The sequence below is a fragment of the Rhizobium fabae genome (assembly GCF_003985135.1).
Taxonomy (GTDB): Bacteria; Pseudomonadota; Alphaproteobacteria; order Rhizobiales; family Rhizobiaceae; genus Rhizobium; species Rhizobium pisi.
This window is the reverse complement of sequence record NZ_ML133662.1, coordinates 1-26,769: the sequence shown is the minus strand read 5'-3', so window position 1 is coordinate 26,769 and position 26,769 is coordinate 1. Positions and strand designations below refer to the sequence as shown.

29 protein-coding genes are annotated in these 26,769 nt (G+C 59.8%); 5 read left to right on the top strand and 24 right to left on the bottom strand.

Annotation, left to right across the window (positions count from 1 at the left end; all coding sequences use genetic code 11):
- Positions 1-2: 2 nt before the first annotated feature.
- From EFB14_RS28960 to EFB14_RS28905, 12 genes are all read right to left on the bottom strand, one after another.
- Positions 3-887, bottom strand: coding sequence for a class I SAM-dependent methyltransferase (locus tag EFB14_RS28960; protein WP_245438332.1), 885 nt, complete (start codon positions 885-887; stop codon positions 3-5).
- The gene (locus EFB14_RS28955) at positions 887-1,768 is read right to left on the bottom strand and encodes a class I SAM-dependent methyltransferase (protein ID WP_164737607.1); all 882 of its coding nucleotides are present in this window, start codon (positions 1,766-1,768) and stop codon (positions 887-889) included. The genes EFB14_RS28960 and EFB14_RS28955 overlap by 1 nt, the downstream gene beginning before the upstream one ends.
- The gene (locus EFB14_RS28950) at positions 1,765-2,505 is read right to left on the bottom strand and encodes a methyltransferase domain-containing protein (RefSeq protein ID WP_126830032.1); all 741 of its coding nucleotides are present in this window, start codon (positions 2,503-2,505) and stop codon (positions 1,765-1,767) included. The genes EFB14_RS28955 and EFB14_RS28950 overlap by 4 nt, the downstream gene beginning before the upstream one ends.
- Positions 2,502-3,869, bottom strand: coding sequence for an ABC transporter ATP-binding protein (locus tag EFB14_RS28945; RefSeq protein ID WP_125843800.1), 1,368 nt, complete (start codon positions 3,867-3,869; stop codon positions 2,502-2,504). The genes EFB14_RS28950 and EFB14_RS28945 overlap by 4 nt, the downstream gene beginning before the upstream one ends.
- A complete protein-coding gene (locus tag EFB14_RS28940; protein ID WP_126830030.1) occupies positions 3,866-4,735 on the bottom strand; it encodes an ABC transporter permease in 870 nt (289 codons plus the stop codon). The genes EFB14_RS28945 and EFB14_RS28940 overlap by 4 nt, the downstream gene beginning before the upstream one ends.
- Entirely contained in the window at positions 4,732-5,604 is an 873-nt protein-coding gene (locus tag EFB14_RS28935; protein ID WP_125843798.1) for a class I SAM-dependent methyltransferase, read from the bottom strand. Before EFB14_RS28935 ends, EFB14_RS28940 begins: the two co-directional genes overlap by 4 nt.
- A 24-nt stretch (positions 5,605-5,628) precedes the next feature.
- Entirely contained in the window at positions 5,629-6,600 is a 972-nt protein-coding gene (locus EFB14_RS28930) for a hypothetical protein (RefSeq protein WP_125843797.1), read from the bottom strand.
- A 1-nt stretch (position 6,601) separates the two neighbouring features.
- The gene (locus EFB14_RS28925; RefSeq protein WP_281015458.1) at positions 6,602-7,153 is read right to left on the bottom strand and encodes an acyltransferase; all 552 of its coding nucleotides are present in this window, start codon (positions 7,151-7,153) and stop codon (positions 6,602-6,604) included.
- Between the two features lie 106 nt (positions 7,154-7,259).
- Entirely contained in the window at positions 7,260-8,234 is a 975-nt protein-coding gene (locus EFB14_RS28920) for a glycosyltransferase family 2 protein (protein ID WP_125843795.1), read from the bottom strand.
- 639 nt (positions 8,235-8,873) lie between these two features.
- Positions 8,874-9,677: an anti-sigma factor family protein gene (locus EFB14_RS28915; RefSeq protein ID WP_126830027.1), complete on the bottom strand. Its 804-nt coding sequence runs from the start codon at positions 9,675-9,677 to the stop codon at positions 8,874-8,876.
- The gene (locus EFB14_RS28910; RefSeq protein ID WP_126830025.1) at positions 9,674-10,279 is read right to left on the bottom strand and encodes an RNA polymerase sigma factor; all 606 of its coding nucleotides are present in this window, start codon (positions 10,277-10,279) and stop codon (positions 9,674-9,676) included. The genes EFB14_RS28915 and EFB14_RS28910 overlap by 4 nt, the downstream gene beginning before the upstream one ends.
- A 46-nt stretch (positions 10,280-10,325) precedes the next feature.
- Positions 10,326-10,862: a tetratricopeptide repeat protein gene (locus EFB14_RS28905; protein ID WP_126830023.1), complete on the bottom strand. Its 537-nt coding sequence runs from the start codon at positions 10,860-10,862 to the stop codon at positions 10,326-10,328.
- 171 nt (positions 10,863-11,033) lie between these two features.
- On the opposite strand from EFB14_RS28905, the gene EFB14_RS28900 reads away from it, so the two are divergent.
- From EFB14_RS28900 to EFB14_RS28890, 3 genes are all read left to right on the top strand, one after another.
- On the top strand, positions 11,034-12,086 hold the full coding sequence (locus EFB14_RS28900; RefSeq protein WP_126830021.1) for a type III polyketide synthase: 1,053 nt from the start codon (positions 11,034-11,036) through the stop codon (positions 12,084-12,086).
- Positions 12,083-12,586 carry an isoprenylcysteine carboxyl methyltransferase family protein gene (locus tag EFB14_RS28895; RefSeq protein WP_125843790.1) on the top strand — a complete coding sequence of 168 codons (504 nt, stop codon included), beginning with the start codon at positions 12,083-12,085 and terminating at the stop codon, positions 12,584-12,586. Before EFB14_RS28900 ends, EFB14_RS28895 begins: the two co-directional genes overlap by 4 nt.
- Positions 12,587-12,659: 73 nt before the next feature.
- The gene (locus EFB14_RS28890; RefSeq protein WP_126830019.1) at positions 12,660-13,907 is read left to right on the top strand and encodes an NAD(P)/FAD-dependent oxidoreductase; all 1,248 of its coding nucleotides are present in this window, start codon (positions 12,660-12,662) and stop codon (positions 13,905-13,907) included.
- Here EFB14_RS28890 and EFB14_RS28885 read toward each other — a convergent pair.
- From EFB14_RS28885 to EFB14_RS28850, 8 genes are all read right to left on the bottom strand, one after another.
- Positions 13,897-14,436 carry a gluconokinase gene (locus tag EFB14_RS28885; protein ID WP_126830017.1) on the bottom strand — a complete coding sequence of 180 codons (540 nt, stop codon included), beginning with the start codon at positions 14,434-14,436 and terminating at the stop codon, positions 13,897-13,899. The two genes, EFB14_RS28890 and EFB14_RS28885, sit on opposite strands and share 11 nt — an antisense overlap.
- A 111-nt stretch (positions 14,437-14,547) precedes the next feature.
- Complete coding sequence (locus tag EFB14_RS28880) at positions 14,548-15,501, bottom strand: peptide ABC transporter ATP-binding protein (RefSeq protein ID WP_126830015.1); 954 nt, start codon at positions 15,499-15,501, stop codon at positions 14,548-14,550.
- Positions 15,498-16,514: an ABC transporter ATP-binding protein gene (locus EFB14_RS28875; RefSeq protein WP_126830013.1), complete on the bottom strand. Its 1,017-nt coding sequence runs from the start codon at positions 16,512-16,514 to the stop codon at positions 15,498-15,500. Before EFB14_RS28875 ends, EFB14_RS28880 begins: the two co-directional genes overlap by 4 nt.
- Positions 16,514-17,404 carry an ABC transporter permease subunit gene (locus EFB14_RS28870; protein ID WP_126830011.1) on the bottom strand — a complete coding sequence of 297 codons (891 nt, stop codon included), beginning with the start codon at positions 17,402-17,404 and terminating at the stop codon, positions 16,514-16,516. Before EFB14_RS28870 ends, EFB14_RS28875 begins: the two co-directional genes overlap by 1 nt.
- Before the next feature lie 9 nt (positions 17,405-17,413).
- The gene (locus tag EFB14_RS28865; RefSeq protein ID WP_126830009.1) at positions 17,414-18,418 is read right to left on the bottom strand and encodes an ABC transporter permease subunit; all 1,005 of its coding nucleotides are present in this window, start codon (positions 18,416-18,418) and stop codon (positions 17,414-17,416) included.
- 87 nt (positions 18,419-18,505) lie between these two features.
- On the bottom strand, positions 18,506-20,101 hold the full coding sequence (locus EFB14_RS28860) for an ABC transporter substrate-binding protein (protein WP_125843783.1): 1,596 nt from the start codon (positions 20,099-20,101) through the stop codon (positions 18,506-18,508).
- 340 nt (positions 20,102-20,441) lie between these two features.
- Positions 20,442-20,924 (bottom strand): iron-responsive transcriptional regulator RirA, encoded by a 483-nt coding sequence (gene rirA, locus EFB14_RS28855; RefSeq protein ID WP_125843782.1) that lies wholly within the window; start codon positions 20,922-20,924, stop codon positions 20,442-20,444.
- Between the two features lie 251 nt (positions 20,925-21,175).
- Complete coding sequence (locus EFB14_RS28850; RefSeq protein WP_126830007.1) at positions 21,176-22,672, bottom strand: CoA-acylating methylmalonate-semialdehyde dehydrogenase; 1,497 nt, start codon at positions 22,670-22,672, stop codon at positions 21,176-21,178.
- Between the two features lie 122 nt (positions 22,673-22,794).
- Between EFB14_RS28850 and EFB14_RS28845 the strand changes: the two genes are divergently transcribed.
- Complete coding sequence (locus tag EFB14_RS28845; RefSeq protein WP_126830005.1) at positions 22,795-23,109, top strand: putative quinol monooxygenase; 315 nt, start codon at positions 22,795-22,797, stop codon at positions 23,107-23,109.
- Entirely contained in the window at positions 23,106-23,987 is an 882-nt protein-coding gene (locus tag EFB14_RS28840) for a LysR family transcriptional regulator (RefSeq protein ID WP_125843779.1), read from the top strand. The genes EFB14_RS28845 and EFB14_RS28840 overlap by 4 nt, the downstream gene beginning before the upstream one ends.
- Here EFB14_RS28840 and EFB14_RS33110 read toward each other — a convergent pair.
- From EFB14_RS33110 to EFB14_RS28825, 4 genes are all read right to left on the bottom strand, one after another.
- Positions 23,984-24,145: a hypothetical protein gene (locus EFB14_RS33110; protein WP_164737606.1), complete on the bottom strand. Its 162-nt coding sequence runs from the start codon at positions 24,143-24,145 to the stop codon at positions 23,984-23,986. The two genes, EFB14_RS28840 and EFB14_RS33110, sit on opposite strands and share 4 nt — an antisense overlap.
- Before the next feature lie 46 nt (positions 24,146-24,191).
- Positions 24,192-24,629 (bottom strand): DUF4174 domain-containing protein, encoded by a 438-nt coding sequence (locus EFB14_RS28835; protein ID WP_125843778.1) that lies wholly within the window; start codon positions 24,627-24,629, stop codon positions 24,192-24,194.
- Between the two features lie 453 nt (positions 24,630-25,082).
- Positions 25,083-25,265: a hypothetical protein gene (locus tag EFB14_RS28830; RefSeq protein ID WP_126830003.1), complete on the bottom strand. Its 183-nt coding sequence runs from the start codon at positions 25,263-25,265 to the stop codon at positions 25,083-25,085.
- A 22-nt stretch (positions 25,266-25,287) separates the two neighbouring features.
- Positions 25,288-26,769: BID domain-containing protein (locus tag EFB14_RS28825; protein WP_164737605.1), on the bottom strand; the 1,482-nt coding region annotated here is incomplete at its 5' end.

Here is a 26,769-nt window from a genome sequence, read left to right as displayed (position 1 = left end):
CGTCACTTGCCGATACCGGAAGAGGAATCGAGAATCTCCCCGTTTTTGCCGATCACCAGGAAGTCGATCTGGCGCTCCCAGTGGAAGGAGGTGAAGAACAGGTCGCGGTTGCGCTCGAAGAAATCCTGGAACGGGTTAGTATAGGCGCTTTGAAGCGCTTCGAAGAACTCGTTTCCGAGTTCACGGCGCTCGCTTTCGTTCCATTCTATCAGGCAGAGCGTATTTCCAAGCCTAATGCTGTGCCAGCGATGATGATCCTGCAGCCGGGTGAAATTAAACATCACATCCGAAAGACGCGTGGGCACTTCCAGATAGCCCCGCTTGCCGACGCGCGACAGTTCGCGCATCGCTTGGCCTGGATTGTCGAGGTGCTCCATCACGTGCGAGCAGAATACGAAGTCGTAGGCACCGTCTTCGAAGGGCAGCCTCTCGATATCGACCTCGAAAAACGTACGGCCATCGAGAACCATGGGTTCAACGCGATGCGTCGTTTCCTCGGGGAACTTATCGGCGAGATGATTGGCGCGCTGGAAAGGATATCCTCCGGATCCGACATCCAGCACAAGATCAGTCTCTGCGATGTCCCACTTCATCACCTCGTTCTGATAGGTCCAAGTGCTGCGTACTGGTTCGGCGCGTTTTTCAAGTCCCGGAGCCAGCATCCAGGCCTCTTTTGGCAACTGAGTCAACAGTAGCTCCTGCGCCGAGTGACGCAGATCCGCATCATCTTCTATCCCACTCGACCTCACCAGTTCCTTGACAATGGGAAGCAGCCAGCGCACGTCGTCAGCGCCGGCGGTCTTGGAGGACTGCGAGCGCGCTCTCATCCAAGCTTCGAACTTCTCGCGCTTGCGGCGCTCGAGACGGTTGACTATGCGTGTCAGCATCACTGTGTCCCAGTTTCGTGCGGGCGGGATATGACCGCCATTAATTCTTTCGTGACAGGCAGCGTCGAGACCCTGGCACCAAACTCGGCAAGCATGTCAGCGAAGCTCTCCTTGCTCCAGAACCAGTTGTGGCCGAGGAACTGGTCCCCCGTGCCGTCAGGCACAACGATCGCCACCGTGCCGCCGGGACGGCAGATGCGTACGAGTTCGGCGGCGACCCGCTTCGGATACTCCAGATGCTCGAGCACATCCGTGCACAGGACCAGATCGAAGGATGCCGTCTCGTAAGGCAGGTTCTGGTGGATCACGAACTGCTGGAACGCACCGTCAGGCATCGCTCGAGCCGCGCCTTCGACCGCTTTTCCCGAAAAATCGAGGCCGGAAACGGCGAGGGCCGGACGACGCCGACGCACTTCGCGAAGCAAATCTCCGACCCCGCAGCCAACGTCGCAGACGCTTCCGCTATTCGGGAGATGCACCTCGATAAGGTCCACGATCTCCGTTGTCAGCTTGTCGCGTGCATGGCCAGCTTCGGCCTTGAATGCAGCGAGATTGGAGCTGTCACCCCACAAGAGGTCGTAACCCTCTGCAGAGTTGTCCTCCGTCAGCCAGCCGACCCCTAGGTCGGCGCTACGCGTCTGGTCGGGAAGTAGCACGGCGCGATAGCGATTCTTCGGAACCAGCAGGAACCGGTCGACCGGACCATAGACGTACATGCCCTTTGGCACATAATCGTATTGACCTTGCGGGATATGATCCCATCCGTCGGCAGAATAGGGCGCGTTGCCGCGCATGTCACCTTCGCTCGTCGCCGGATAGAGGCGTTCGGCAACCCGTCGGAGCAGTTCCGCGCCCGTTTTGCGAATTCCTCCAATACTCAACCTGCTCTTTCCTTTTCGCATAGATAGACAAACGCCAAAGCATATCTCGGATCGCTTTCCTTCAAACCTTTCGCAAGGAAGGGCAATGCAAGGCATCGCAGCGCGACACGAGCGAAGTAGCCCAGCTTCGACCCCATTGCCTTCTTCTCGTGCAAAAACTCGGCGAAAATCAACCAGCGCCCACCGATGGATTGGCGCGACAGAACCTTGAAAGGCGAAAGCAGCTTGTCAAGGGCGGACGACGAAAACCTGAAAAAATCATCCGGGGCGGCGTGATAGTAATACATGAAAGGTACGACCAGAAGGAGGCGGCCTCCAGGCGTGAGAACGCGATATTGTTCCTTGAATGCAGCATCGAAGTCGAACAAATGCTCTAGCGCAAATACAGAAACAAGTGCGTCAACGGAACCGTCGGGCAGATCGATCTTCGTCATGTCCAAAACCATGTCGAAGCCGGGGACCACGTTGCTGGTCACATACGGCTGGTCCGAAGACATGAATTTCTTGTAGTAATCGCTGCCTGCTCCGAGTTCCAGGATCGCCCCGGTTCCAGCGAGAGCAGGCAAAAACTTGAGCATGGCCTCATCAGTCATGGCGCGCGCCGGGGTGCGCCCATCCGCCATGAATTCCGAGAGGAAGCTAAGTGGGAGCGCCGGGGGAGCGATTTTCTGAATCTCATCCGACGTCATCGTAAAGACGCCGCGCTGCTCTGCTGTTTTCTTGAAAAAAACGGTCATGCCTGGCTCCTTCCGTCCACAATGACATTCGCGATTTCCGGCAGAGCATGAGGACTGGGTTTGAGTTCGAACGTACTGTTCAGATGCATGACCGCGTTACTATCGGCATATAGAAACAGGTCCCGAGGGTGGAGGACTACGAACCTTGCCGCTCCGAACCAATAGAAAAGATGCACGCCAACCTCCTTGCGCGTAATCCCGATGTTGGCCACATAAGCGCCCGGCCTGAAATTCGGAGCCTGAACACGAACCTTCAACACGTAGTGGCCAGGCATGACTTTCGGCAAGGCCAGCCCCTGTTCGTAGTTGTCCAACGTCGCAATAAATCTGTAGTGAACGGCGTCGATAGTATAGCGGAACAGTAAGTTCTCTTGCGGTTCCTTCACCTCGATCTCGGCAACGATCTCGATACTTTCTTTGAACTGAAATTCACCGCCGATCCTGGGTCCGGATTCGCCATTGATCGTTACAGACGTGCAGACAACATCCCCGGTACCGCCTTTGCTGTGACCATACTCGGCCTTGCTTTCCTCTTTATCTAAAGTGTCTTTATAATGAGCTGAAACTGCGCGTTCGAACTGGCTGGAAGCAATCGCGGCATTTCGGGAGTTTTGGTCGTCATAGGCACGAATTGTCTCTTCCGCGGGGCCATCGACCAAAACTGAGCCGCGATTCATGAACAAGCCGCGATCGCAGACCGACCAGATTGCACCTGGCGAGTGAGACACTAGAATGATGGCCGCTCCCTGGCGCTTCAGTTGAAGAATATGGTCAAAGCACTTCTTTTGAAAATTCAGGTCGCCGACAGCCAGCACTTCGTCCATTAGCAGCACGTCGGGACGGCTGAGTGCCGCGATCGCAAAGCCAAGCCGAACATACATGCCGCTGGAATAGTTGCGAACGGGTAGATCGATGAAATGATCCAGTTCAGAAAAGGCGATGATCTCATCCATCAGACCATCGATCTCCCGGGTCGATAGACCGAGCAGCGCACCGTTAACGTAGACGTTTTCACGTCCTGTCAGCATCGGCGCGAAGCCCGCACCGGCAGCGATCAGCGCGCCGACGCGACCGCGGATTTGGATACGTCCCTTGTCGGGCGCATATACGCCGTTCAGGATGCGCAGGAGTGTGGTCTTGCCGCAGCCGTTTACGCCCATGATACCGAGGGCTTCGCCACCATTAAGTTGGAAGCTGACATCGTTGACGGCCCAGAACTCGCCTTCTCGGAGGACATCCGTTGTGCTCGAACGACCCGCGAGTTTACGGACCGAATCGCGAAGTCCATATTTCATAGATTGCCGCAGAGTGAGCCCGAACTTCTTCGAGACACCTTGAGCGCGGATCGCCCAGTTATCGCTCATAGCCGCTCGGTTACCTTGTCCTTGATCAGATAGAAAGCGTGGACGCCAATCCACAGCACGATGCCCGAAAACAGCGTGGCAGCAAGATAGCCAGGCCAGTGGGAAACAGCACCGAGCACTATGATAGTGCGCGGCGCGTCAACCAGATAGGTTAATGGATTCCAGAAGACGACTTGCTGAAGAGCTGGGTTGGCAAACTGGGCTGTGTATACGACCGGAGTCACATACATGACCAGGTTGATCAATGTCACGAACATGCCGGTCACATCGCGCGCCACGGCGCCAACAACCGAGAGCATCAGACCGATACCTACGCCGAGCGCTATGATAGGCAGAACGGTCACGGGATAGAGAACGACCCAGATCGACGGCAATCGACCGAAGACGAACAGCAGCAAGATAAGCACGATGACATTGACGAAGAGATTGTAGCAAAGCGATGCGAGGCCCGTGACGGCAAGGCCGATTTTCGGGATATTGGTGCGCATGACAAGATCGCTGTTGGCGATCAGTCCGTTCGCGACGACGGACAGCGCCGTGACGAAGATGCCCCAGACCGTCGTACCGACATAGACGTAGATCGGATAGGGAATTTCTGTGTCGCCAGGGTTCAGGATGCCTGTGAGCTGCATAAAGACGAAGCTGGCAATGCCGAGCAGCGGCACGAGCACGATCCAGAGATAGCCGAGCAGCTTCTGGCGGAAGCCGGCGACGAAATCGCGCTTGAAAAGGTGCCACAGAACGTGCCGCGACCATGAAAGCTCACGAGCGGCCAAAACGATGGAACCGATCGGTCCCAAGACGTCGCCGGCGGCTTCATAGGTTCGCACGATCTTTGCTGACTTGCTTGCGGGGCCCACTGTCATTGGCGCTCGCCTGCAACGGCGGGCTTGACCGCCAAGAAGGAGTAGAGACGCCCCGGCGTCTGATCGCGCGCATTCAGGGCCGCGATCAGACGCTTCAGCAGCATCCGGCCGAGGAAATGCTTGCGGTTGAAGATGATGTCGGTCAGCGACCGACCAATGATGGCGGCAGCAGGCCGGGTGCAATGGACGAAGCACTGTTCCGGTGTCATCGGGAAATAATTAATCGGCGAGTCCAGCGGCGCGAGCACCTTGTCGAGATGTAATCCGGCACCGGTCATTGCCGACAGATATTCCTGAAGCAGGAAGGCGTTTTCGCCGCCATAGAACTTGTGGAGCGTGTGTGCATCGAGGAAGGCCTGCAGATCCTCGCGGCGGCTGAGCACATGCTCGCGCGTTGCGATCATCACGCCGCCCGGCTTCAGGACACGGAAGACCTCGCGGCAGGTCTGCGGCAGATCTCGCGCATGGTGCAGCACCTGGCGGGCATTGACTACATCGAAGGTGTTGTCGGCAAAGGGCAGCTTCTCGGAATAGTCGCCGGCGACTTTGATCGTCAGTCCGCTGCTTGCCGAAAGGGAATGGATGGCACCGGCACCGACCAGCATGCTGGGGTCGGGTTCGAGAGCCGTCACGTCCCAACCGTCGCGCGCCATGGCATAGCTGCTGATGCCGCGGCCTGCGCCAAGATCGAGCGCAGTCCCGCCAGGTGTCGGAAGAAGAGCGGCGATCGCCTTCCATTCCGCACTTTCCCAGAATCGCTCGGCTGCATCCTGCAGCGGATCGTCGAAGTAGCAGGCACGCACCAGGGGCTGCTGATCCTTTTGATCGCGCAGCCATTGTACCGACTCTTCCCAGCTCATCAGTGCCATTCTATCGCTCCCGATCTTCGATCGTTACTTGCCGGCGGCGTCCAGCGCTCGTAGCGTGGTGTTTGCGCCGGTGATGACATCCATAACCGGCACATCGAGAATCTCCATCCGCCGCTTTTCGCCGCCCAGGAAATTCAGCTTTCCAGATTCATCGCGCGAATCCCGGAACCGCGAGTCGATGTAGGCTTCAGCCGCCGTCAACGCGCTGAGGCGGCCGAGACGGTCTCTTCGCACGAAGAACAAGTTGTTGGCGGCAGTATTGGACCCGACCAGTGCATAGCCCTTCTTGGAAGCGAGATGTTCGAACGCCCTTATCGAGGCGCCCCAGAACAGGTTCGAGTAATGCGCCTTCTCGCGCTGGAAAGCCCGGTCGTAGGGAACGGAAATTGCATAGTCGGGGCCGAAAACGCTGTTCCACTCGACAATGACGATGACCGGATTGCAGATGTCAATCTTTTCCCAGACCCAGTAATCGTTTCCATCGATATCTACGCTGAGAATGCCGACATCGCCATCAAATCCCGCATCGCCTATGAGCTGGTTAATGTTGTCCCGGTCGATCCAGGCATCCACTGCCGTCAGGTCATGACGCCAGTAAAGGTCCTGATTTCGGACGAAATCCATATATTCCTTGCTGCCGTCGATGATCAAACCGCGCCAATGATCGTTCATCAGCAAGAAGCGTGTGCTGGATTCGGAGTAGTTCTGAACGCCGAACTCGACGAAGCTTGTCTCTCTGCGCGTGATTCCGGTCTCGCGGATCAGGTATTGAAGTATGCCGTCCTCGCCGAACTGCGAAAACACTTTGAATTCCGCATCCTGAAGGCGCGCAAGCGGCGCCCGTTCGGAATTCTGCAACGCCAGCGCCCTGCCTTGGAGGATCATCAGATCGTCGATCTGCTGCCGGGTGTTCGACAACCCGCGCGCGACCACGCCCTCTATATGTTGGGATACGGGCGTGGCGATCATGCGGGTGAGCTTATTCAGGAGAGACACGTTATTCCTCTTTGCCTTGGGCGGTCAGGGCAGACGTCTTATCTGTCGTTGACCCGCCCGCCAGCGGTTCGATAACAGGGATCACCTTATTGCGATAGACCATACCCGGGGGTACGTCGCTGGTAACGATGGAGCCGGCCGCAATGACGCTGCCGCGCCCAATGCGCACGCCGCGCAGGATCGTCACGCCGAAACTGATCCATACATCGTCTTCGATGATGACAGGCGCCGAGAAGACGCCAGGCATGTCCGCAGCGGTTACAGGATGGCCTTTCTCGATGATGTGACGAAAGTGGGCGTGGCGCTCGTCCATATCGGCGGAATGCGCCGTGCCGTCATGAATGTTCACGTCATGGGCGATTAGCACACGGTTGCCGATAATGACCCGCTCCATCGACCAGATCTCTGTCCTGATGCCGATATAGCACCAATCGCCGATGCTGACCTCACCCCCGTGACCATAGGTTAGGAGCCGGCCACGCACGTAGGAGTTGCGCCCGATATTGATTTTCTCCGGGCCGCCCGAAAAATTGTTGACTTCCGATTCGGGCATAAGCGCCGAACCGGCGCCCAATACGCAGGCATCTGCGCCATGAACCCGCTTTCGCTCACGATCGAGTTCATGCGCCAGCCAAGCGAATGCCCGGTATCTCAGTCTTTCAAGAAAACGCATTACGCAGCTTCTGGTTGGCCCTGCGGGCGAATATCTTCAGAGACGCGATCACCCCTGATCCCGGTGAGCCGGACTGCGCGACCGGCCTCTGCCTCCCACGGAAGAAATCCTTGAGTTGCGCGAAATGGCGTTCATTGACAACCGTCTGCGCCGGAAAAGAGACGTGCTCCGGCAGTGCAGAGCCGATGTAAAGCGTAGCATCCCCCTGCTTGAGGAAATCGTCGCTACCGCAATGTACACCAGTTCCGTCGAAGCCACCGTTCCAGACCAGGCTGTTTGACGGATAGACGACAAGCCCCCGCTTGCGCGATGTAGTATACCACCAAAGGATCCCCCAGGAATCGTTGCGCCCGGCAATTCGGTCTTCTAGCATCGAAGTATAGGCGGAGCTACCGTCGAAATTGAAGAGGCTCATCCATTCGCGATCTTGGCGCGCGGCGTCCAGATCGGGAACGTCGAGATTGAAATCCTTCCAGGCTCGCTGCCATGTGGCCCAACCCCACGTCGTCGTTACGGGCAGAAGGAATGCATCCTCGACTGGACCTTTCGGCGGACTGATCGTGAAACCACCCACCTGAACCACTCCCGGCTCGTTTTCATAACGATCAAGCGATGCAATCATAAAGTGCAAAAAATCAGGACTGACAACTAGATCATCCTCGACGACGACCGCACGGCCGTAGCGTGAACACAGTTCGCTGACGCCGCCTGAAATCGAACGGGCAAGACCGATATTCGCCTCACGTTCAACCACCGTCGCGTTCAACGTCTGTGCCCAGCGACTCAGAATTTCACGCGTTTCAGCCACCTTTGCGCGCGCGCTCTCAGTCTTGGCTGCATCGGAGAAAAAATAGAAATCGCAGTCCTGAAGGCGTCGTGATTTCGAAAGAGCGAGCAGCGCCCGCTCCGTATGTTCCGGGCGATTATATGCGAAAAAAGCGACGGGTGTCTTGCCGGTCATCGATTACTACCCCACAAAACCTTCGCTTCGACCACTCCCGTCAAAATCCGACCCATCAATTCTGCTACCCCGTTGCCTAAGGAAAACATCTCCTTTCGCGATATATAGCACGCTCCAGGATCGCTTCAGCCTAAAAGCGCCGGCATTATATTTTTCGGAACTCGATTCCGACTCGACGCGCACATTCCATGTACCTACCGCCCGGAAGCGATCGCATATCGTCCCGCAGCACCCAGTTCGAGAGAAGCCATAATTCGCAAAAAGTGGCTTTGCAAGCGAATTGCTCTGCATCCACAACCATGGGATAAAGCGACAATTGCGCTTCCCGCAGGACAGGCCCTCCTGCTCAAGACCACGTGTCCACGTGATCTGCAACTTAGTATTTCCCCCGGGGATGGGTTAGAGTCCGGTCCATTAGGGCGGACGAAGGAAGGACGGTCAAGTGGGCCGGCTTGCCGTGGCGAGGTGGCATGGTATTCCACGCCGCCGAAAGTATCCGGCCAGTACGTCTTGAAGAAATGGAGAACTCTCATCCGGGCTTCGGCCGTCGTTTGGTCGTGCTTTTCAAGGCGCCGTTACCCGATTACGAGCGTTACGCCTTCAGATATCCCATGTAGGGGTGCTTCCGGCGATTAAAACTTACACCGCACTTCTCTCCCGCACACCATCCGCGATTGCCATCATCTTATCCGCCGCCGCATGCCCGATCAGCATGAAGGCATGCATCGCGTTCGACCAGTAAACCACATTCATACCCTTGCGGTTTTCAAGATCGGGCGGTTTGCGGCCGGCGTCAGACATCACGATACATAGCGCCATCGGGCCGGTTTCGGGGTCGAGGTAGGCGATCTGGGCGAGCGGCTTGCCGTCATATTGCAGGAGCAAAGCGCGTTTGAAATCGATGCCGGGAAGCAAGACGGCTTCAAGGGAGAGCGACAGGCCGAGTTTTTCGTTTAGGCTGGCGAGTTGGGCGACCTGTACTTCCCTCGCAGGGACGGGGCCAGTGAGCGTTTCTGGAGTGTAGAGCGAGATATATTCAGCGACCACGGCACGCCATTCGCTGTTTTCGTCCTTTGCCGAAAAGCCTCTGCCGATGCCGATGACGGCGCGGTCGATGGTGATGCCGGCGACAAGCGAGGCGGCGAGTGTGCCGAGGAAACCGCGGCGGGTGGCGATTGGTGGTGCGGAAGCGGATTTTGCGCTCTTCTGCTCAGGAATGGTGGCGAGCATTCTCTCCAGTTTCTCTCGCGGCGCCTCGGAGAGCAGCGGGGCGAAGGCCTGCGCGAACGGCAGGTTGGCGCGGGCGAGGAATTCTAAGCGTTCGGCGACGCTGTCGTCTTCGCTGACGAGCTCTTCGATGCGCGCGGCCTCTTCGGCCGTCAGTTCGCCATCGATGAAGGCGGTGAGGTCCTCGTCAGAGGGAATGGTGTGTTTCGTGTTCATTGCCGTCCCCCTTCCGGTCCGGCGCCGGAGAGCTTTGCGCGGGCAGCCGCCAGCCGGCTCATCACGGTCCCGATCGGAATATCCAGTATGCCTGCAACCTCGCGATAGGAAAGTCCTTCAACATAGGCGAGGAAAACTGCTGTTCTTTGCGCCTCGGGCAGCGCATTCACCTGTCTCAGAACCTGGCCCGCCATCACGTGCGTTTCGGTATCGTGGGCGCCGTCGAAGGTCAGCGCATCCCCGGCGTCGACGAACCCTTGGCCCTGGCGCACGCGCCGCGCGCGGATCTCGTTCAGCCAGATCGAATGCAGGATCGAAAACAGCCAGCGATCGAGCCGCGTGCCGGGCATGAATTGATCGGCGCGCTCCAGCGCGCGAAGGCAGGTCGCCTGCACCAGGTCGTCGGCAACATCGCGCTGATGCGAGAGAACGAGACCATAACGCCAGAGCCGCGCCAGATTTTCCGCCAGGCCGCTCCTGATATCCGCTTCGCTCGCGATGGCCGCCTCCGCCAGTCTTGCATCCTTCGGAACCGCCGGGCGAACCGGCGATTCCATCGTTGCGTGACTATAGGCAGGAAATGTGGTGCGCGCGACCGACATTCGGATATGCCTTTCCCTGGTTCCGTCTTCCCGCCCGCTCCGTCGATCAGATCTTCGACGGGTCGAGGATCGCAGCGTTGAGGTCCTGATATTCCTCGCAGCTCGTGCCGCAGATCGCCTTGATCGTGTTCAACTGGTCCTTGGCGAGATCGAGCTGGCCCTTGATGACATAGGCTTCGCCGAGATATTCACGGACCTTGGCGTATTGCGGATCCATCTTCACCGACTTGAGGTAATAGGAAATGCCTTCGTCGGTGCGGCCGAGCTTGCGGGTGGCGTAACCGCGATAGTTCAGCACTTCGGCCGTGTTCTGGTCCTTGACCGTGTCGAGCATGGCAAGCGCCTCTTCATAGCGGCCGTCCTTGGCCAGCGAATAGGCATAGTCGGTGCGGTTCTCGTCGGAGACGTTGGCGCTCTGCTGCTTGACGCATTTCTTGGTCTTCTGGTCGTAGATCTCGCCCTTCTTGCAGGTCGGCATGGTGCTATTGTTATCGCCGATCGCAAAGACCGGGACAGAGAAAACGGAAGCGGCAAGGCAACCGCCGAGAAGGATGGAAGCGATACGGACTGTCGTGAGCGTCATGGGAAAACTCCTCTAGAAGTGACGTTGCGAGGAGAGAACACCGCTGCATCGGGCTTTATTCGACAGCCTTTTCATTTTCTCGATCACAGCTTCGTGAAGCAAACCAGATCGAATAAATTATCGACACGACGTGTTCTCAGTCGTTGCGCCGGGAACGACAAGGAGAATTCAGTGACCGATACCGTAAAACTCGTCAGCCTCGCCGTCGCCACGCCCGAACACGTCATTACCCAAAATCAGGCCGCCGAAGCCTCGGCCAGGCTGTTTGCCAATCGGTTCGAGGACTTCCGGCATCTTGCCCGCGTCTTCGACAGCGCCGGCATCGAAAAACGGCATGCCGCGCGGCCGCTTGCCTGGTTCGACGAGCCACATGGCTGGCAGGATCGGATGGAGGCCTATGCGGAGGTTGCGGGCGGGCTGTTCGTCGAGACTGCCACCTCCGCACTTCGTCGGGCAGGGCTCAAGCCCAGTGATGTCGACTGTGTCGTTACGGTCTCGTCCACCGGCTTTACGACGCCGAGCCTAGATGCGCAGCTTGCCCGCCGAGTAGGCTTCCGGGCCGAAATCGAACGCGTGCCGGTCTTCGGGCTCGGCTGCGCTGCCGGTGTCTCCGGCTTTGCGATCGCCTCGCGCCTGGCGCGCAGCCGGCCGGGGGCCGTCGTGCTGTTCGTTTCGGTCGAGCTTTGCACGCTGGCCTTCCGGCTGGACGAACTGACGCGGCCGAACATCATCGCCACGGCGCTTTTCGGCGACGGCGCTGCCGCCTGCGTGCTGCGCGCAGGGGGTGATGGACTGGCGCAAGTGGAATCGACCGGCGAGCATCTCTTTCCTGATACGCTCGATATCATGGGCTGGAAAATCGACGACGGCGGCTTCGGCATCGTGCTGGCGCAATCGCTGCCACCCTTCGCCGAAAAGGAGCTCGGCCCGGCGGTGGCGGGCATTCTGGCGAGAAACGGGCTGAAAGCAGAGGATATCGGCCGCTTCATCTGCCATCCCGGCGGCATGAAGGTGCTGGCCGCGATGGAAAGCGCGCTTTCGTTGGTGCCGGGTACTTTGGATCACGAACGCGCCGTGCTTGCCGAATACGGCAACATGTCCTCGCCCACCGTCCTCTTCGTGCTGGAGCGGGTGATCCGCGCCGGATTGCCGGAACGTGCGGCGATGATTGCCATGGGACCTGGCTTTTCGGCGAGCTGCGTGACGCTCCGGAGGCCGGTATGATGTGGCCGTCGATCGCGCTCCTTTCTTTCGTGACGCTGCAGCGGCTGGGAGAACTCATGCTCGCCCGGCGCAACACCGCCGCCCTTCTTGCCAGAGGCGCCAGAGAAGTCGCGCCGGAGCACTATCCCTTGATGGTAGCGCTGCATGCAGGCTGGATCATCGGCCTGTGGCTGCTGGCACCTGGAAGAGCGGTCGAGCTCTTCTGGTTTGTCGCGTTCATGGGGCTGCAGGCGCTGCGGCTCTGGGTGCTGGCAACGCTGAAAGACCGCTGGACGACGCGCATCATCATTTTGCCCGGCGCGCCGCTTGTGAGATCAGGCCCCTATCGCCTTCTCCGGCATCCGAATTATGTGATCGTCATCGGCGAGATTGCCGCGCTTCCTCTCGCCTTCGGCCTGCCGCTTTACGCGGTCGTCTTTTCGCTTCTCAACGCCTGCGTCCTTTATATCAGAGTGAAGGCCGAAAATGCCGCACTGGAAAGCGCAATGATTTTGAAATGAATGACATTTTTCGTTTGCGCGCCAGTATCGGCACGGGCATTTTCACCTGACAGCAAAGCGGAATTCAGGGGAAATGACAAAGAACGCAATCGTGCTCGGCGCCGGCATCGTCGGGGTTTCCACCGCCATCCACCTTCAGCGGCGCGGCCGGCAGGTGACACTGGTCGACCGCAAGGATCCGGGGAGGGAAACCTCCTTCGGCAATGCCGGCCTGATCCAGCGCGAAGGTGTCGCCCCCTACGGTTTTCCCCAACAGCTCGGCCTTCTGCTGCGCTATGCCCTCAACAATCGCATCGACGCGCATTACCACCTGCGCACGCTGCCAAGCCAGATTGCCTTCCTTGCCCGCTACTGGTGGAACTCCAATCCGCGGCGCCACGCGGTCATCACCCGAGCCTATGCGCCGCTAATCGAAAATTCGATTGCCGAACACAAGGACCTGATCGAGGCGTCGCATGCCGAAACGCTGATCCGTAGGGATGGCTGGATGAAGCTTTTCCGGACGCGGGCCCGGCACGACGAAGCCCTCACGGAAGCCGCGCTTTGGCGGGGTGAATTCGGCGTGGAATATGACAGCCTGACCGCGGCCGATATCGCCCGCATGGAACCTGATCTTAGCGGCGATTTCACCGGCGGCATCCGCTGGCGCGACCCTTGGTCGGTGCTCGACCCGCATGCGTTGACATCAGCCTATCGCCGCCATTTCGAAAGCCTCGGCGGCCGGTTCGTCGCGGGTGACGCGGCCTCGCTCGGCCAGTTCGGCTCCGGCTGGAAGATCATGACGAGCGAGGGTCCGCTCGAAGCCGACGATGCGGTGATCGCGCTCGGCCCCTGGGCGGCCGTCGCAACCGGGCGGCTCGGCTATTCCTTCCCGCTCGGCGTCAAACGCGGCTATCACATGCATTATGCGCCCGAAGGCAACGCCGTGCTAAACAACTGGATGCTCGATGCCGAACGCGGCTATCTCCTTGCGCCGATGAGCCGCGGCATTCGCCTGACGACAGGGGCGGAGTTCGCGACGTTGAATGCACCGAAGACCCCGGTCCAGCTCGATCGCGCCGAAGCCGTGGCCCGCACGATCTTCCCGCTCGGCAAAAGGCTCGATCCCGAGCCCTGGATGGGCGCGCGCCCTTGCACGCCCGATATGATGCCGATCATCGGCAAGGCGCCGCGCCATCAGGGCCTATGGTTCGCCTTCGGCCATGCCCATCACGGGCTCACACTCGGGCCGGTGACCGGTCGCGTGCTTGCCGAACTCATTACCGGGGAAGCGCCGTTCATCGATATTGCGGCCTACGCGCCGCAGCGTTTCAACCCGTGACGCCGAGAGAAGCGAGACCTTTGAGAGCGGTCGCCGCGATGCCGTCCACCGTGTCGTCGATATCGACGGTGACGACGCCCGGCTCGCCTGTGGGCACCTCAAGGGTCGCCAGCTGGCTTTCGAGCAGCGACACCGGCATGAAATGCCCCTTGCGCTCACCCATGCGTTGCGTCAGCAGCGCCCTGGAACCTTCCAGGTAGACGAAGAACAGATTGCCGCCGGCAGCAGCCCTCAGCCTGTCGCGATAGATGCGCTTCAGCGCCGAGCAGGAAACGATGATGCCATCGCCTTTCTCCAGCGAGGCCTTCATGTCTTCCCCGATGCGGTCGAGCCAGGGCATCCGGTCCTCATCGGTCAGCGGAATACCCTTCGACATCTTCTCGACATTGGAGGCCGGATGAAGCGCATCGCCTTCGACGAACTGCAGGTGAAGAGCTTCGGCAAGCTTTTCGCCGACAGAGGATTTGCCACAGCCGCTCACCCCCATGACGATGATCGCATGGGCTTCGTTCATCCGCTCATCCGGCATGATTCCTCCGAACATCCAACCTTCTGTCTACGCAATTCCCTGCAAAAGCGCTTCGCGCTTTGCCTGGGAAAACCGCTCCTCACTTTTCGTGGAATTGCTCCGGTTTCTCGCTCAGTCGAGCGGGAAGTGGCAGGCATATTGTTGTGCGCCCTCTCCACTTAGTTCGGGAGAAACCTGGCGACAATAGTCCTGCGCCTTCCAGCAGCGCGGATTGAAGTGGCAGCCCGACGGCGGCTTCAGCGGCGAAGGCAACTCGCCTTGCAGGCGGATGCGGTTCTTCGCACGTTCGGGATCGGCGATCGGCGTCGCCGATAGCAAGGCTGCGGTATACGGGTGGCGCGGCCTGGCAAAGACCTCGGCGGCGGGACCGGTTTCGACGGGGCGGCCGAGATACATCACCATTACCTCGTCGGCTATGTGATGAACGACCGAGAGGCCGTGCGAGATGAAGAGATAGGCAAGGCCCATCTCCTTCTGCAGGTCCATCAGCAGGTTAAGCACCTGCGCCTGGATCGAAAGGTCGAGAGCCGAAACCGGTTCGTCGAGCACCAGCACCTTCGGCCGCAGCATCAGGGCGCGGGCGATGGCGATACGCTGGCGCTGACCGCCGGAGAACATATGGGGATAGCGGCCGTGGTGTTCCGGACGCAGGCCGACGCGGGCCATCATCTCCTCCACCTTGCGGCGTCGGGCGGCGGCGTCGAGATCGGTGTTGATCTTCAGCGGCTCTTCGAGGATGGAGCCGACCTTCTGACGTGGGTTGAGCGAGCCGTAGGGGTTCTGGAAGACGATCTGCACCTGGCTGCGCAGGCTGCGATCGCCGACATGGGCGGGCTTGCCGTCGATCAACAACTGACCTGCGGTCGGGTCCTCGATCATCGTGACCAGGCGAGCGAGCGTCGACTTGCCGCAGCCGGATTCGCCGACGACGGCGAGCGTCTTTCCGGAATGCAGGCTGAAGCTGACACCGTTCAGCGCCTTGACGGTCGCGTCGGCTTTGAAAAGGCCGCGATTGACGGTGTAGAAGCGGGCGAGATCCCTGCCCTCGAGAACAGCGCCTGTCATACCAGGTCTCCTGCAGTTTGAACGGCCATGACACCGGGATGCCCGAGCGGCTTGCCGTCCTTCAATGGATAGTTGCAGAGCGCCAGCCCGAGCTCCGGTCCCTGGCGGACGACGCCGCGATCGCATTCGACCGTCGCGTAGCCGCAGCGCGGCGCAAACAGACAACCTGTCGGGCGGCCGTGCTGGCCGGGAACGACGCCGGCAATCGATGGAAGACGGTGACCGACTTCGGCGCGTTCCGGCAAGGCGGCAAGCAAAGCCGCCGTATAGGGGTGATGCGGATCGCGGAACAGCGCCCTCACCGGTTGTTCCTCGACCTTCTGGCCGGCATATTGCACCTGCACGCGCTCAGCGGTTTCGGCGACGACACCCATGTCATGGGTGATCAGCACCAACGCCATGCCATGCTCCTTCTGCAGGCGGACAAGCAGATCGAGAATCTGCGCCTGGATCGTCACGTCGAGCGCCGTCGTCGGCTCGTCGGCGATCAGAAGCTTCGGATTGCAGGCGAGCGCCATGGCGATCATGACGCGCTGGCTCATGCCGCCTGACATCTGATGCGGAAAGTTCGACAGGCGGTCTTCCGGCGCCGGAATGCCGACGAGATTCAGCAGTTCGATCGAACGTTCGCGTCGCTCCTTCCGATTGAGGCCCATATGGAAGCGCAACGTCTCGCCGATCTGGAAGCCGACCGTGAAGCACGGGTTGAGGCTCGACATCGGCTCCTGGAAGATCATCGCCATGTCCTTGCCGACGATCCTGCGGCGCTGGCGGGCGGAGATACCGCGCAGGTCCTGGCCGTCGAACTGCATGCGGTCGGCGGTGATCTTCGCCGTCCAGGGCAGAAGGCCCATCAGGGCCAGCATGGCAACGGATTTGCCCGAGCCGGATTCGCCGACGACCGAGAGGATCTCGCCCTTATCGCAGGTGAGCGATACGCGGTCGACGGCGCGGAAAAGACCGGATGACGTCTGGAATTCAACTGTCAGATTTTCAATTTCGAGAAGTGGCATCACGACCTCTTCAGCTTGGGGTCAAGCGCATCGCGCAGGCCGTCGCCCATCAGGTTGATGGCAAGAACGGTGATGAGGATGGCAAGACCCGGAAAAGTCACAACCCACCAGGCGCGCGAGATGAACTCGCGGGACTCGGCAAGCATCGTTCCCCATTCGGGTGTCGGTGGCTGGGCGCCCATGCCGAGAAAGCCGAGGGCTGCGGCATCGAGGATCGCGGCCGAAAAGGCGAGCGTCGCCTGGACGATGAGCGGCCCGAGACAGTTCGGCAGGATCGTCTTGAACATCAAACGCAGGGTGCCGGCGCCGGCGACGCGCGAGGCGATCACATATTCCTTCTCGCGCTCGGAGATAACAGAGGCGCGCGTCAGCCGCACGAAATGCGGCTGGTTGACCAGTGAAATCGCAATCATCGCATTGGTAAGGCCGGGGCCCAGCACGGCAACCAGCACGAGCGCGAGAAGCAGCGACGGGAAGGCCAGGATGATATCCATCAGGCGCATGATGGCCGTATCGATCCTGCCGCGGAAATATCCGGCGACGAGGCCGATCAGCACGCCCGAAATGACCGAAAGCGTGACGACGACGACACCGATGAAAAGCGAGAACCGCGCGCCGTAGATCAGGCGCGAGAGGATATCGCGACCGACAGCATCCGTTCCGAGCGGGAAGGATGCACTGCCGCCCTCCATCCAGGCCGGCACGGCGAGCAGCACCGCACGGTTCTGTTCGTTCGGCGCATGCGGCGCAAAGAGCGGCGCGAAGACCGCGACGACAAGGATGACTGTGAAAACGACGAGGCCGATGACGGCGCCCTTGTTGCGGGAGAAGTAATGCCAGAACTCCGCAAGAGCGGATGGCTGGCCGGTTTTGATGGTGACCGTGCTCATGGACCGCTCCTAGTGACGAATACGCGGATTGATGAAGCCGTAGAGAACATCAACAATCAGGTTGACCATCATGATGACGCCGGCGATCAGAAGAAGTCCGCCCTGGACCACGGCGTAGTCTCGCTTGAAGACTGAATCGACCATCCACTTGCCGATGCCCGGCCAGGAGAAGATCGTCTCGGTGAGGATGGCGCCGGCAAGGAGAACGCCGATCTGCAGGCCGATCGTGGTGATGACGGGGATCATCGCATTGCGCAATGCATGCACGCCGACGACGCGCAGCGGCTTCAGGCCCTTGGAGCGGGCGGTGCGGACATAGTCTTCGCCGAGAACCTCGAGCATTGCCGAGCGCGTCTGGCGTGCGATGACGGCAAGCGGAATGGTCGCCAGCACGATGGTCGGCAGGATGAGGTAGCTGACCGCCGAGGCGAAGGCGCCTTTCTGGCCCGACATCAGACTGTCGATCAGCATGAAGCCGGTGACCGGCTTGAAGAAATACATCAGCGAGATGCGGCCCGAAACCGGTGTCCAGCCGAGATAGCCGGAGAAGAAGATGATGAGCAGCAAACCCCACCAGAAGATCGGCATGGAATAACCGATGAGGGCAACACCCATCACGCCCTGATCGAACCAGGTGCCACGCTTGACGGCCGCAAAGACGCCGGCGGGCACGCCAAGACAGACCGCGATGATGATGGCACAGAGCGAAAGCTCCAGCGTTGCCGGGAACAGTGTGAAGAACTCGCCGAGAACGGGCCGCTTGGTCACGATCGAGGTGCCGAGATCGCCGTGCAGCACTTTTACGAGATAATCGAAGTATTGCACATAGACGGGCCGGTCGAAGCCGAGATCGTGCATGATTTGGGCGTGACGTTCCGGCGCCATGACACGCTCACCCGACAGAAGCATGACCGGGTCGCCGGGAATCAGGCGGATGAACGAGAAGGCTATCAGTGAAACGCCGAGGAATGTCGGGATCAGTACCGCGAGGCGGCCGATGAAAAAACGCAACATGGCAGGTTTTCCAATAGTTTCCGGCGGTCAGGGGAACCTGACCGCCGGCCGCACCCGGCGTTGACCGGGTAGTTTACAGATTTTTTATTATTCGGAAATGTCCACGCCGTCGAAACGGTGAATTCCGAGCGGATCCATGAAGAAGCCCGAGACCTTCTTGCTCATCGGAACGAAGACCAGCGAGTGGTCGAGCGTATTCCAAGGCGCTTCCTTCTTGAAGATCAACTGAGCCTGCTCATAAGCCTTCGTGCGCTCGGCAACGTCGGCCGTCTCCTTGGCCTTCGTCATCAGATCGTCGAATTCCTTGTTGCACCATTGAGCGCGGTTGTTGCCGCCGACAGCGTCGCAGCCAAGCAACGTATCCATGAAGTTGTCCGGGTCGCCGTTGTCGCCGGTCCAGCCGAGAATGACGGCACCGTCGCGCTTCTTGTCGGACGAAAGCTTCAGATATTCGGCCCATTCATGCGTGACGATTTCCGCATCGACACCGACCTTGGCCAAGTCGGCCTGCATCAGTTCTGCGGCGCGACGCGCGTTCAGCATGTACGGACGCGAAACCGGCATGGCCCAGATCTTCATCTTCAGACCCTTGACGCCGGCATCCGCCAGCATCTTCTTCGATGCTTCGGGATCGTACTTGTCGTCTACGACGGCATCGTTATAGGACCACATGGTCGGCGGGATCGGGTTCTTGGCAACGGCCGCGGCACCCTGGAAGACGGCATCGACGATTGCCTGCTTGTTGATCGCCATGTTCAGCGCCTTGCGGACTTCGGCCTTGTCGAAGGGCGGAATCAAGGTGTTGTAAGCGAGATACGAGACGTTAAGACCTGCCTGCTCGAGCACGGTCAGGTTCGTGTCCTTCTTGAGTTCGGCGACGTCAGCCGCATTCGGATAAGGAATGAGGTGGCATTCGCCGGCCTTCAGCTTCTGCGCGCGGACGGCGGCGTCAGAGGTGATGGCGAAAACCAGGTCGTCGATCTTTTCCTTGCCCTTGAAATAGGTCTCGTTCGCCTTGTAGCGGATGACGGCATCCGGCTGGTAGGCAACGAAGGTGAACGGGCCGGTGCCGAGCGGCTGCTGGTTCATCTGCGCCATCTTGCCGTCGGCGGCGAGCTTGTCTGCATATTCCTTGGAGATGATCGAGGCGAAGTCCATGGCGAGGTCGGCGAGGAACGGCGCTTCGGGATGATTGAGAACAAACTTGACAGTAAGGTCATCGACCTTCTCGACCGACTTGATCAGCTCGGGGAAGCCCATGCCGGCGGCATATTCGTAGGAGCCGCCTTCGACATACTTGTTCCACGGATTGTCAGCCTTGAGCTGGCGCTCGAAGGAGAAGATGACGTCGTCGGCGTTGAAATCACGCGTCGGCGTGAAGAAGTCGGTGGTCTGGAACTTGACGCCGGGATGAAGCTTGAAGGTGTACTCCTTGCCATCAGCCGAAACGCTCCAGCTGTCGGCCAGACCCGGTTCGATCTCGGTGCCGCCATGCTTGAATTCGACGAGGCGGCTGTAGACCGTACGCGACGACGCGTCGAAGGTCGTGCCTGCCGTGTAGAGGCTCGGGTCGAAGCCTTCCGGCGAGCCCTCGGAGCAATAGACAAGGGTCTTGGACCAGGCCGACGTCGCCATGACGGAAATCAGGGCCGTCGCTGCCAGGAGGACAGAGATCTTTTTCATAATATTGTTTCCCGGTTGTTCTTTTTTGATGTTTGGAGACCGTAGATAGGCATCCCGATCGACGGTCGATGGAACGACATTTATCTACTGAAAGCAACGGTCTACGGAGAAAATTTTTCCAGCTGGACAATTTTAGAAATTTTCAGTCAAAAATCAGCCTTATTTGGAAATATTCGCACAAAAACAACCAGATTTTTGTCGCATTTGGTATAAATGCACCTCCTATAACGACATGCGGCCGCCAATTCCCCGCATTTCGGAGGCCGGCGAGATTCAGCAAAAGCAAAAACCGCGATTGCCAGGGCAACCGCGGTTTGAGAAGTCTGGACTGTTCTTTTGATCAGGCGGCCGGGGCGACGACCGAAGGCTTGCGATAATGCTGCTCGCCGGTCAGTCCAAGAAGGAAATTGATCTGCGGACGCGCCTTGACGAGGTCGTCGATGGTATATTCCGAAAGCACTGCGAAGAAGGCGTTCAGCGCCTTGCGCAGGGCAGAATTCAAGCCGCAGCTGTCGACCAGCGGGCATTCGACCACGCCATCGTCCTCGAAGCATTCGGCCATGGCGAAACTGTCTTCCGTCACGCGCACGACATCGAAAAGGGTGATCTCGGCGGCCGGTTTACCCAAGCGTACGCCGCCGTTGCGACCGCGGAGGGTTTCGACGAGACCCGCCTTGTTCAGCGGCTGAAGGATCTTGAAAAGAAAGAGCTCGGAAACGCCATAGGCCTTTGCGATTTCCGGAATCCGGCTCAGGTGCCCTTCATTGGCAGCACAATACATCAACATGCGAACCGCATAGTTCGTCTGCTTCGTCAACCGCATGCCAATCTCCTGACTCGTGCCTGTTCAGACCTATATAGGCTGTTTGATAGTTTTGAACAATTCCAAAATATGAAAATCACATTCAGCTTATGAGGCCATTTGCCGCGACGTTAATCCGGCGCCATAAACGGCAATCGCAGACCGGCAGCACAGCTGAAAGGCAGGCGGGCTGACATCAACGGCTTAAAATCAAGAAATCGGGGGCCGAAAGGCCCCCGAATAACAGATCGCAGATCGTGGTGTCGTGAAGATCACTTCATCGTCGGCATGACGAATTCCGCGCCGCTCTTGATGCCGGAGGGCCAGCGGGCGGTGACGGTCTTGGTCTTCGTCCAGAACTTGATCGAATCCGTGCCGTGCTGGTTGAGGTCGCCGAAGCTCGATGCCTTCCAGCCGCCGAAAGAGTGGTAGGCCAGCGGAACCGGGATCGGAACGTTGATGCCGATCATGCCGATATTGACGCGCGAGGCGAAATCGCGGGCGGCATCGCCATCACGGGTGTAGATCGCGACGCCGTTGCCGTATTCGTGCTTCATCGGCAGCGACAGCGCGTCCTCGTAGTTCTGGGCGCGAACGACGGAGAGGACAGGCCCGAAGATCTCGGTCTTGTAGATATCCATCTCGGGCGTGACGTGGTCGAACAGGCAACCGCCGACGAAATAGCCGTCTTCATAACCCTGAAGCTTGAAATCGCGGCCGTCGACGACGAGCTTGGCGCCTTCCTCGATGCCGCGGTCGATGAGGCCGCGAACACGGTTATAGGCATCCTTGGTGACGAGCGGGCCCATGTCTGCCTTGTCGTCGGTGTACGGGCCGATGCGGAGCGATTCGATCTTCGGCGTCAGCTTCTCGACGAGACGGTTGGCGGTCTCTTCGCCGACAGGGACGGCCACGGAAATCGCCATGCAGCGCTCGCCGGCCGAACCGTAGCCTGCGCCCATCAGCGCGTTGACGGCCTGGTCCATATCGGCATCCGGCATGATGATCATGTGGTTCTTGGCGCCGCCGAAGCACTGGGCGCGCTTGCCGTTCATTGCCGCTGTGCCATAGACGTAGCGGGCAATCGGCGTCGAGCCGACGAAGGAGACGGCGCCGATATCGGGGTCGGTGAGGATCGCGTCGACAGCGCCTTTGTCACCGTTGACGACGTTGAGGATGCCCGCCGGCAGGCCGGCCTCGATCATCAGCTCGGCAAGACGGATCGGCAGAGAGGGATCGCGCTCGGAGGGCTTCAGGATGAAGGCGTTGCCGCACGCAATCGCCGGCGCAAACATCCACATCGGGATCATGCCGGGGAAGTTGAAGGGCGTGATGCCAGCGCCAATGCCGACCGGCTGACGGATCGAATACATGTCGATTGCGGGACCCGCGCCCTCGGTGAACTCGCCCTTGGCGAGATGCGGGATGCCGCAGACGAATTCGCAGACTTCTAGGCCGCGGATGACGTCACCCTTGGCGTCCTCGATCGTCTTGCCGTGCTCCTTGGAGAGCATTTCGGCGAGCTCGTCCATATGTGTGTTCAGAAGCTCGACGAACTTGAAGAAGACGCGGGCGCGGCGCTGCGGATTGGTGGCAGCCCATTTCGGCTGCGCGGCCTTGGCGTTTTCGACCGCGGCGCGCAACTCCTCGACGCTTGCAAGCGCCACCGTCGCCTGCACTTCGCCGGTCGCCGGATTGTAGACATTGCTCACACGGCCGCTGGTGCCGGCAACATGCTTGCCGCCGATGAAATGACCGATCTCATGCATGGGATGCTCCTCCTGTTTTTGGGATGCCCCACAATCGCACTTCAATTTGCACAAATCAATGCGCTGATATAAGCAACCATTGTGCGTCAATTGAAGTCATCCGATAGAAGGGACAATGACCGATGAGCGGAAACCTTGTCGTCAGAATGGCGGAGCTTGAGATAGGGCCAGGCATGATCGAGGCCTATCGGGTTCTTCTGGCCGAAGAGATCGAGGCGTCGGTCGCTCTAGAAGAAGGCGTCCTCTCGCTGAATGCGGTTTGCCTCAAGGACAATCCGAGCAGCATTCGTATTCTTGAAGTCTATGCGAGCAGAGAAGCTTACGAAGCGCACCTCAAAGCGCCGCATTTTCTCAAATATAAGAATGAGACGGCCGGCATGGTGACATCGCTGACGCTCATCGATGCCGATCCCATCATGATGCGCGCCAAATCATGAACTGGGACGATGTCCGCATCTTTCTGGCTGTTGCCCGTACGGGACAGATCCTTGCCGCATCGAAAAGGCTGGGGCTCAACCACGCGACGCTCTCACGGCGACTGACATCGCTCGAAGAGGCATTGAAGACCCGCCTCCTTATCCGCCGACCGACCGGCTGCGAGCTGACGGCGGAAGGCGAGGTGTTTCTTGCTTCCGCCGAACGGATGGAAACGGAAATGCTGGCCGTTCAGGCCAATCTTGGCCACACCGATGCGGCAATTGCCGGAACGGTGCGCGTCGGGGCGCCCGACGGCTTCGGCGTTTCCTTTCTTGCACCTCGCATGGGCAGGCTGATCGAGCGCCATCCGGAACTGAAGATCCAGCTCGTGCCCGTGCCGCGCTCGTTTTCGCTGTCGCAGCGCGAGGCCGATATCGCCATCACGCTCGAGCGACCCGAACAGGGCCGGCTCGTCTCCTCCAAGCTCACCGATTACACGCTCGGCCTTTATGCCTCGCACGATTATCTGGCTACGCAGGGAGCACCCGCCGATATCGACGCGCTCAAGGTGCATCGCCGCATCGGCTATGTCGAAGACCTGATCTTTACCGCATCGCTGAATTTCTCCAGCGCAGTGATGCGGAGCTGGGATGCAGGCTTCGAGATTTCGACCGCGATCGGCCAGACGGAGGCGGTACGATCAGGTGCCGGCATCGGCATTCTGCACGACTACATCGCCCGGCAATATCCCGAACTCCAGCGCATCCTGCCTGATGTTTCGATCCGGCGCGCTTACTGGACGACCTATCATGAAACGGCCCGTGACCTGCTGCGCGTCCGGAGCGTTGCCGACTTTCTTCAGGAACTTGTCAGCGCGGAGCGGAACATCTTCCTTTAGGAGACGTGCTTGGCCGGCTCGTCGTTCTCATCGGGATTTGGAACCGGCGCCTCGTCGGGAAGCCGGTCCGGCTCCGGCTCCTTGATCGGCGGCACCGGCTTCCAGCCCGGTGCGGGCATCGGCGGCTGATCGGGAATGGGTTCATTGGGCACGGACATGACCGCCTCCCTTTCATGATTTTCAATATGAGTGATGTTCGCCGGGCTATTTGTCGGGCTTCAACGATTCGGCGGCACGCATCGGCATGCTGTCGATGATGGCGAAGAGCTCGCCGCTGGCGATCGGCTCGGTGGCTTTCAGCTTGACCGTGCCGTCCTTGCCGAGGAGAAAGGCAGCGAATTCGCCCTCCTCGGGTGCCTCCAGGTCACGGCGGATCGCTTCACCGTCGAGACTGCCAGCCGCGCCGAAGAGCAGCCGGACATGGCCCCCCGACACCTTCAGCACCACGATGTCGCGCTCATCGAGCCCGGCCCGGTCGGCAAGCAGCTGATTTTCCTGGCGGGCGGCGCGGGCATTGTCCTTGTCGGCAAAAAGGATGAAGACGCGGTTCTTCCATTGGTAGGCTGCAAGGCTTTCGGCCGGCGCATAGGCGCTGTTGGTCTCGTCGATCTTGGTCGCGCCATAGAGAAGGGTTTTTGACATGCTCATTCTCCCGTCAGCAGGAACAACGGTCCGGGCGCAGCATGGGTTCCATCGAAACGTCGGGAACCGTCTTTTGGTTTCGCTTCCCGAAATCATCAGTGAGATTTGTACAATTGCCAATCTTACCTTGCGGCCTTAGCACGCTCGCCACAGTGCCTGATGATTAACCTTCGTTTGGCACTATGGAGACTTTCGTGAGCGTGGAGATCTCCTACGCGCACGGAGAAAGCTCTCGGGATGCGAAAGACCCGTCGACCTCGTCTTGGTGGTCTCCATCTCATGGGCGCGGCGCAGGTAAGCCGCAGGAGAGACCGAACTCCTGGCATCGCCTTAATCAGTATGGAAATCGTCGCGTGCCGCATGGGAGGCTCAGCAATCTTGCCGTTTCGCGATGGGAAGGACAGCCAAATCGGGTATTCGGCTGGCGTTGAAATAGGCGCCATCATCGCATGACTACAGCTTGGAATGCGCCAGTCTATCGCGCATCAGTGCCAGCAACTCCGCCTTGCCCGACCGTTCACGGGTGGGCCGGGACTGCAGCTCGGTGGCGCCGCCGAAGGCTTGGTTCACGATCTCACTGGCCATCCCCGCGCGCACGATAGCGTCGTAAGAGGCCTCCAGCCGAGCGATGACCACCCTTTGTCTCCTTCATCGTGCTTCAGAGATCAATGCCGCGTCTGCGGTTAACCGTGCGCTGGCGCCGTTCCGAGACGATCTTGTCGCTGCTCTCGAGTCGGACGGTCTGCTGCAGGACCTTCAGCCTTTCCTGCATCGCCTCGAAGGCCCGACGCTGCGCCGGTGGCACGCGGTTGATGAGATCCTTCTCTTCCCGGAGGACGGCGTTGCGGCCGAAGCGCGCGTCGAGTGCCGTACTGACCGCGGCAAACTCCCGGCGAATGTCCGGATCGAGAGCAGCGGCCGATGCATTTTGCTTGCGGCCGTTGTTCTTCGCCCCGGCAGTCAGGCGCATGAGCGCTTCTTCCGCCGCCGTCGACAGGCCGGGAATGGCAACAGCCATGCGCCGTCGCTCCTCGGCAATCGCCTGGCGTTCGGTGTCGAGCACATTGACGTAGGCCGAACCGAGCGCGCGCAAACGGGCGGCTGCTTCGGGTACGGCCTGCACCAGCTCCTTCCGCTCCCGGCCGGCGGCAAGCATCCGGTCCATCAGGCGATCGGAACCGCGCAAAGCACCGTAGGCAGAGGGGTCGTTGGTCACCGCGGCGGCGATGCGGTCGCCAGCAAAACCTTTGGCAAGCAGCTCTTCGATCTTGCCGGCGGCGCCGGCCGGATCACGCCAGATCGTGCGTGCCACGGCGGCCAGTGCCGCTCGCTGCTGGCGATACAGCGGTGTGGCGAGAGCGCGAGATCTCGCCTCGTCGTCGATCGGGGTTTTGAACTCGGTGACAGCGGCAAGCATGGGGATATTCTCCTTCTGCGGATCAGCACTGGCGCTGGCGACGATCTTCGAACGATCCCACCGCTCGACGAGATGCTGTTCCTCGGCAAAGCGCTTCACGGCCTCGAACAGCCGGGTCAACTTCTCGTCTCTGATGCTTGTTAGGTCTTCCGGCATACGCTCGACCATGTTGCGTTCGGCAACCGCATCGGCTTTCGATGTGAAGGCGCTCCAGCCGAAGCGAGCGGTGAGCGCCTCGCTGACCGCCTTGATCTCCTGCACGACGGCACGGTCCTCGGCGGCGAGTGCGAAGGCGCTCTTGTAGGCATCGTCCCCTCCTTGCCTGCGCACCGCCTCGATCTCGATGAGACGTGCCACCGCCTTCTTTGAGAGCGCTGGGATCGACAATGACATATACGCGCGGCGTTGTTGCTCGCGGCTTTCGAACCGCTCGGCGTTTCTGCGGAACTCCGTCGCGTGGGCGCGGGCAAGCGGCAACAGTTCCGTCAATGCCGCGGTCGCGATGCTGCGCTCGTCGCGCGCCGCTCGACCGTCGATGATTAGGTCGGAGCCACGCAGGCGCCCCAGCCGATCGGGCGCAATAGCAAGATCGTCGGCGAGCCTGCGGGGTTCGATCTTCAAATTCGATGCCAGGGCGTTCAGGGCGACAAGGGCTGCATCCGGTTGACGATAGATCGTCTCGAGCAGCGGCCGCAGAATTGCTTCCCGCTCCATCCAGGCGGG

Coding starts and splice junctions, on each gene's coding strand:
- EFB14_RS28960 (WP_245438332.1), bottom strand. CDS start 887: ATGCTGACACGCATAGTCAACCGTCTCGAGCGCCGCAAGCGCGAGAAG.
- EFB14_RS28950 (WP_126830032.1), bottom strand. CDS start 2,505: ATGACCGTTTTTTTCAAGAAAACAGCAGAGCAGCGCGGCGTCTTTACG.
- EFB14_RS28945 (WP_125843800.1), bottom strand. CDS start 3,869: ATGAGCGATAACTGGGCGATCCGCGCTCAAGGTGTCTCGAAGAAGTTC.
- EFB14_RS28940 (WP_126830030.1), bottom strand. CDS start 4,735: ATGACAGTGGGCCCCGCAAGCAAGTCAGCAAAGATCGTGCGAACCTAT.
- EFB14_RS28935 (WP_125843798.1), bottom strand. CDS start 5,604: ATGGCACTGATGAGCTGGGAAGAGTCGGTACAATGGCTGCGCGATCAA.
- EFB14_RS28925 (WP_281015458.1), bottom strand. CDS start 7,153: ATGCCCGAATCGGAAGTCAACAATTTTTCGGGCGGCCCGGAGAAAATC.
- EFB14_RS28920 (WP_125843795.1), bottom strand. CDS start 8,234: ATGACCGGCAAGACACCCGTCGCTTTTTTCGCATATAATCGCCCGGAA.
- EFB14_RS28915 (WP_126830027.1), bottom strand. CDS start 9,677: ATGAACACGAAACACACCATTCCCTCTGACGAGGACCTCACCGCCTTC.
- EFB14_RS28910 (WP_126830025.1), bottom strand. CDS start 10,279: ATGTCGGTCGCGCGCACCACATTTCCTGCCTATAGTCACGCAACGATG.
- EFB14_RS28905 (WP_126830023.1), bottom strand. CDS start 10,862: ATGACGCTCACGACAGTCCGTATCGCTTCCATCCTTCTCGGCGGTTGC.
- EFB14_RS28895 (WP_125843790.1), top strand. CDS start 12,083: ATGATGTGGCCGTCGATCGCGCTCCTTTCTTTCGTGACGCTGCAGCGG.
- EFB14_RS28890 (WP_126830019.1), top strand. CDS start 12,660: ATGACAAAGAACGCAATCGTGCTCGGCGCCGGCATCGTCGGGGTTTCC.
- EFB14_RS28885 (WP_126830017.1), bottom strand. CDS start 14,436: ATGCCGGATGAGCGGATGAACGAAGCCCATGCGATCATCGTCATGGGG.
- EFB14_RS28880 (WP_126830015.1), bottom strand. CDS start 15,501: ATGACAGGCGCTGTTCTCGAGGGCAGGGATCTCGCCCGCTTCTACACC.
- EFB14_RS28875 (WP_126830013.1), bottom strand. CDS start 16,514: ATGCCACTTCTCGAAATTGAAAATCTGACAGTTGAATTCCAGACGTCA.
- EFB14_RS28870 (WP_126830011.1), bottom strand. CDS start 17,404: ATGAGCACGGTCACCATCAAAACCGGCCAGCCATCCGCTCTTGCGGAG.
- EFB14_RS28865 (WP_126830009.1), bottom strand. CDS start 18,418: ATGTTGCGTTTTTTCATCGGCCGCCTCGCGGTACTGATCCCGACATTC.
- EFB14_RS28860 (WP_125843783.1), bottom strand. CDS start 20,101: ATGAAAAAGATCTCTGTCCTCCTGGCAGCGACGGCCCTGATTTCCGTC.
- rirA (WP_125843782.1), bottom strand. CDS start 20,924: ATGCGGTTGACGAAGCAGACGAACTATGCGGTTCGCATGTTGATGTAT.
- EFB14_RS28850 (WP_126830007.1), bottom strand. CDS start 22,672: ATGCATGAGATCGGTCATTTCATCGGCGGCAAGCATGTTGCCGGCACC.
- EFB14_RS28845 (WP_126830005.1), top strand. CDS start 22,795: ATGAGCGGAAACCTTGTCGTCAGAATGGCGGAGCTTGAGATAGGGCCA.
- EFB14_RS28840 (WP_125843779.1), top strand. CDS start 23,106: ATGAACTGGGACGATGTCCGCATCTTTCTGGCTGTTGCCCGTACGGGA.
- EFB14_RS33110 (WP_164737606.1), bottom strand. CDS start 24,145: ATGTCCGTGCCCAATGAACCCATTCCCGATCAGCCGCCGATGCCCGCA.
- EFB14_RS28835 (WP_125843778.1), bottom strand. CDS start 24,629: ATGTCAAAAACCCTTCTCTATGGCGCGACCAAGATCGACGAGACCAAC.